The sequence below is a fragment of the Komagataeibacter diospyri genome (assembly GCF_006538165.1).
Taxonomy (GTDB): domain Bacteria; phylum Pseudomonadota; class Alphaproteobacteria; order Acetobacterales; family Acetobacteraceae; genus Komagataeibacter; species Komagataeibacter diospyri.
The window spans coordinates 1-4,849 of record NZ_BDLU01000090.1 but is presented as its reverse complement, the minus strand read 5'-3'; the positions used below and the strand labels follow the sequence as shown (position 1 = coordinate 4,849).

Below are 4,849 nucleotides of genomic sequence, written 5' to 3'. Positions count from 1 at the left end.
ATCTTTATCAATGCTCATGCGGGGGCTCCTCTTCGAGCAGATTATCACTGCACCGCACAAAATTCAGGATAGTCCCTTGGAATCCGGTGGTTTCGGAGCTCTGGCGGAATGCCCCCCACACATCTTGCGCCCTCGGCACCCAAACTGAAGCGCCGTAATCTCACTTTCGCAGAACGCGAGGAAATCGCCTTGGAATGCGCTCGGGGCACCGGCGTGCGTGCCATCGCGCACAAGCTTGGGCGGGCGCCCAGTACGATCTCCCGCGAGATTAGGCGCAACTCGGCGACCCGCGGAGGAGACTTCGACTACCGGGCTCTCACTGCACAGTGGCATGCGGATCGTGCGGCGCGACGCCCAAAAATCAGCAAGCTGGCGAACAATCCCGCCCTGCGCGGCTACGTGCAGAATCGCCTCGCCGGCCTGATCGCCACGCCCGAGGGCATCGCCTTCGATGGGCCGGTTGTAGTATGGAAGAAGCGACGGGCCGTTCATCGGCAAAGCCGACGCTGGTCTTCGGCGTGGAGCCCCGAGCAGATCGCGCAGCGCCTGAAGGTGGACTTTCCCGAGGATCCAACCATGCGCATCAGCCATGAAGCCATCTATCAGGCACTCTACATCCAAGGACGTGGAGTTCTGAAGCGGGAACTCTCGGCCTGTCTTCGCTCTGGACGGGCACTGCGTCTGCCTCGGGAACGAGCCAAAAACCGAGGCAAGTCCTTCATCTCAGATGCGCTTATGATCAGCGATCGGCCTGCCGAAATTAACGACAGAGCGGTGCCGGGACATTGGGAAGGCGACCTCATTCTCGGCCTTGGCAGTTCGGCGATCGGCACACTGGTTGAACGCACCACGCGCTTCACTATGCTCTTGCACCTGCCGCGCATGGAAGGCCACGGCAAGGCCAAGTCGATCAAGAACGGTCCGGCTCTTGCCGGTCATGGTGCTGAAGCCGTCCGCGCTGCCATCTCCGAAACCATTATGGATCTCCCGACACATCTGCGCCGTTCCCTGACCTGGGATCAGGGTGCAGAGATGGCGCAGCACGCTCAGCTTCGGATCGACACTGGTCTTGATATCTACTTCTGCGACCCTCAGAGCCCATGGCAGCGCGGGAGCAACGAAAACACCAATGGCCTGCTCCGCCAATACTTTCCCAAAGGCACCGATCTCAGTCAGCATTGCATCGAAGAACTGAGCGCTGTTGCCCATGCTCTAAATACGAGGCCACGAAAAACACTCGAATGGAGAACCCCCGCAGAAGCGCTCGACCGGCTACTCAAACAGGATATGATCGAAGGTGTTGCGGCGACCGGTTGAAACCGCCCAATACCTGTCGATCCGATATACCGAACGCCTGGCGCTGGCTGGCATCGATGCCTCGGTCGGCACAGTCGGTGACAGTTATGATAATGCACTGGCGGAGACGATCAACGGTTTATACAAGGCCGAGGTCATCCATCATCTGGGGCCATGGAAATCCATGGCGCAGGTCGAATGGGAAACACTCAAATGGGTGGACTGGTACAATAACCGGCGCCTGCTGGCGCCTATTGGCTACAGGCCTCCCGCCGAAGCCGAACGCGCCTTCCATGCAGATCAGAGCAGACTTGATATCGCTGCCTGATTACTGAATAAATTGCTCTCCGGTAAACTCGGGGCAGTTCACTTTAGTCCACCCTGACGTGTTGCGGTTGAAGGCGAGTTGAAGCGCTCTGGAGGTAGGGGTCAAGACAGGCTCAGAATCTCGACCTTCCCGGGTGCCGGGCCTTGATGCTGGCCTCGTCGATATAGGTCTCGACGACCTGAAGGCTTTTGTGCCGCGAGAAGCGCTTCAGTTCCAGAAGGTCATACCCGTCTTTCGCTCCCGTGGTGATGGCCCCGCGGCGCAGGCTGTGCCCGCCAAAATCCCCTTCGAGGTGGGTGTCGCCGCATCTCTTACGGATGATGTCCGTGACCGCCCGGTCCGACAGGGCGTGCGGCCCGATCCTGGGCGAGGTCCCGACGGGAGTGGTGCCCGCCCTGCGGTCCCGCGCTGACCAGATGCGCCGGAAGACCGGACCTTCCGTGATCCCGGCCTGCCGAAGCCAGGTCTCGTATGCCAGAACCGGGCAGTTCCGGGTCAGGCCCCGCGGGATGCCGATCAGCGCGCCCCTGCGCTGGGGATCCCCCTTGGACCGGCCCAGCCGGATCTGCATGCCATCCTCGTCCACCATGATGTCGTCCACCTTCAGTGCGGCAAGCTCGGAGCGCCGGAACGCGCCGGCAAAGCCGAGGAGCAGAATGGCCCGGTCCCGCGCGCCGACCAGATCATGTGGACTGATGGCCTCGACGACCCGGACCAGCCTGTCCCAGGTGAGCGCGGTTTTCTGGCGGGGCAGGGCCTCCTTGGCTTCCCGACGGATGCCGGCGAGGGTTGCGGTCACCATCGGGTGAGAGGTTGGCACGGCGATCTGGGCCAGGTGGTGCAGGTAGCGCAGGGCGGCACGGTGCAGGTCGATGGTGCTGGTCCTGCGCCCCTGTAGCGCCATGTCGGCCAGATAGGCGGCGACATCTTCGCCGCGGGCTGGCAGGGCGGGCAGGGCATGGCCAGCAGCCCACTGGCACCAGGATCGCACGGCGGCACGATAGGTGCGTAGCGTGTTCCCGGCCTTGCTGCGGTGCATATAGGCATCAGCCGCCTGACGGGCGGTGGCAAGGCGGCCATCATGTTCGGGTACAGGTTGCGCCGAGACGACAGAAAACCATTGCGCGACGGCTGCTGCCGGTTGGCCGACGGGCGCAGGAAGCGCGGTATCTGACGTCTTGGGACAGGAGCCTATGGGCTGGAGCGACCGGAACCAGGCCAGGAAGCTGGGCACGCCATCATCGATTTCCAGTCCGACGGCCAGTTCGAACCCTGATGGGATATCGGCCACATGGTCCTGAGCCATCTGTTGGGCCGCTGCGGCATATGGCACGCCCTGGGCGAGGGGAGTATCCGGGGAATAGGTGCCGTCCGGCCGCTCGATACCGGCCAGAAGCAGGGGCAGGGGTGGGGTGAAACGCGCGGTCGAGAGGATTTCGCGCCAGCGCGCCGGATCCTGTGTCTCGGCCAGACGCTGCCGTGTCAAATGGTCAACGCGGGCGTGCAGCGCGGCCTGCGCGCGCCTGCTGGAGCCGAGGATCCGGATGTCGCTCAGCATGACCGGCTTTCCCGGTCAGAAGCCCCCTGGGTGCAAAAAAGGTGACCGGGGTCGCCTCTGCCTCTTTTCCGCTGGCCCGGTCTAGGCTGGGCCAGCGGTTCGGAAGGACAGAGCCGACCGCTACGCGGGCAGCAGGGGAGGGGCAGACAGGCAGGCAGGGTGGAAAGGCTCTGGAACAGGCGCATTTTGGGATTTTTGTCGAAATGCCTCATGAATGGAAACAGAAATCCTATTTTACCAACCACCTATTTGGCACCTCCAGTTAATCGTGGCCGAAAATGCCATCTAGCGCGGTCGGGAGCTCTGTCAGATTATCCGCGTCCATAATGCAGCGACCTTGAAGGTTTTTTCGTGGTTGAACAGTAAACTACATGTTTGTCAGAGACGAAGAGAATACCGGGCATACCGGTTTTCTCCTGTCCGAATAAGAGCACCACGCGCCACCAGATCAACCAGATCGCGCGTCGCCGTGGCAGACGTCGCCCCTGTAATCGACCGATAATTCTGGGCACTCAGGCCACCTTGAAAACCATCAGGCCCTTCTGCCAGCATTCGAAGCAGGGCCTTCTCCTGACGAATGTTCAGTTTTCCGCGTAAGCGATCCAGAAACCGCGTTTTCTCAATAAGAAACCGGATATTCCGAAGCGTGCGGGATTGCGCCTCCAACACGACCTGAGAGAACCAGACCATCCAGTTCTCTATCTGGTTCGTCTTGCTGGCCCGATGCAGTTCGAGATAGTACGCTTTCTTGTATGTATTGATGGTCGCGGCCAACGCCGTCAGCGTTGGGGCTGCGAGGGTTTGCGCCAATGCTTTTTCAGCAATAGCCCGTCCGATGCGACCATTTCCATCTTCAAAGGGATGAATGGTCTCAAACCACAGATGCGCAATCGCAGCCCGCTCAATCGCGGGCAAGGGGTCAATCCCGCCTGGGGCGGTCCTGTTAAACCAGCCGATAAACTGCGCCATCTCCGAAGGGACGCTTCGAGATGGCGGGGCTTCGAAGTGGATGTGCGGCGCATGGATGGGGCCGGAGATAATCTGCATTGCCTCGGCATGCGTCCGATACCCGCCAATGACATCCAGATCTCGCCGACCATTCATGAGCATGGCATGCCACTCAAAGAGACTCTGGTCAGTCAAAGGGGCCGCATAATGCCGATAGAGGTCCGCCATCAATTCAGCAGCCCCAGCCTCAGTTGGCGTAGAACGTCGCCTGTCTGTGGCGAAGCCAAGGTGTCGCGCAATCGACGATTGCACACTGGCCCGATCAAGCACCTCGCCTTCAATAGCGGAGCTCTCGACCGTTTCTTGCGACATGAGTTGAACGACAAGATGCTGATTGGCGTCTTTGTCCAGATGCTGCATCGCACCGACGACCACGCCTGAACCTTTTAGGAACTCCGTTTCGGCGTCTCGCAGACAGCTTTTCTCGAAGTGAAAATGTGGCCAGTCCGGAAGCTGCCAATTCCAAAGCATGATTGATACCCCAAGGCTCTATCAATCATTATATCGCATTTTTATGATTGATAGAAGTCTAATCTATCGATCCTTCGGCGTGACGGATTATGCTGCGTATGAACTCAGAGTGTAAGCACCCGGCGACTGCCGCCTTGCTGAATATTTCTATTCTGGTTCAGCTATGAATCATGAGCGATTCAAGAGAT

The 4,849-nt window shown here is 59.9% G+C and carries 3 protein-coding genes and 1 pseudogene; 2 read left to right on the top strand and 2 right to left on the bottom strand.

Annotated features, from left to right (window positions below; genetic code table 11):
- Window positions 1–108 precede the first annotated feature (108 nt).
- Together MSKU9_RS17480 and MSKU9_RS17475 are read left to right on the top strand one after the other, a co-directional pair.
- The gene (locus MSKU9_RS17480) at window positions 109–1,317 is read left to right on the top strand and encodes an IS30 family transposase (RefSeq protein WP_141262621.1); all 1,209 of its coding nucleotides are present in this window, start codon (window positions 109–111) and stop codon (window positions 1,315–1,317) included.
- 4 nt (window positions 1,318–1,321) lie between these two features.
- Window positions 1,322–1,624: pseudogene (locus tag MSKU9_RS17475) on the top strand (integrase core domain-containing protein); the annotation flags it as partial.
- 112 nt (window positions 1,625–1,736) lie between these two features.
- Here MSKU9_RS17475 and MSKU9_RS17470 read toward each other — a convergent pair.
- Both MSKU9_RS17470 and MSKU9_RS17465 read right to left on the bottom strand, forming a co-directional pair.
- Window positions 1,737–3,182 carry a tyrosine-type recombinase/integrase gene (locus tag MSKU9_RS17470; protein ID WP_141262620.1) on the bottom strand — a complete coding sequence of 482 codons (1,446 nt, stop codon included), beginning with the start codon at window positions 3,180–3,182 and terminating at the stop codon, window positions 1,737–1,739.
- 378 nt (window positions 3,183–3,560) lie between these two features.
- A complete protein-coding gene (locus tag MSKU9_RS17465) occupies window positions 3,561–4,661 on the bottom strand; it encodes a Fic family protein (protein WP_078524664.1) in 1,101 nt (366 codons plus the stop codon).
- Between the last annotated feature and the right edge of the window lie 188 nt (window positions 4,662–4,849).

What these genes read in the sequence shown, in the direction of transcription:
- MSKU9_RS17480 (WP_141262621.1), top strand. Translation starts at nt 109, where the DNA reads ATGCCCCCCACACATCTTGCGCCCTCGGCACCCAAACTGAAGCGCCGT.
- MSKU9_RS17470 (WP_141262620.1), bottom strand. Translation starts at nt 3,182, where the DNA reads ATGCTGAGCGACATCCGGATCCTCGGCTCCAGCAGGCGCGCGCAGGCC.
- MSKU9_RS17465 (WP_078524664.1), bottom strand. Translation starts at nt 4,661, where the DNA reads ATGCTTTGGAATTGGCAGCTTCCGGACTGGCCACATTTTCACTTCGAG.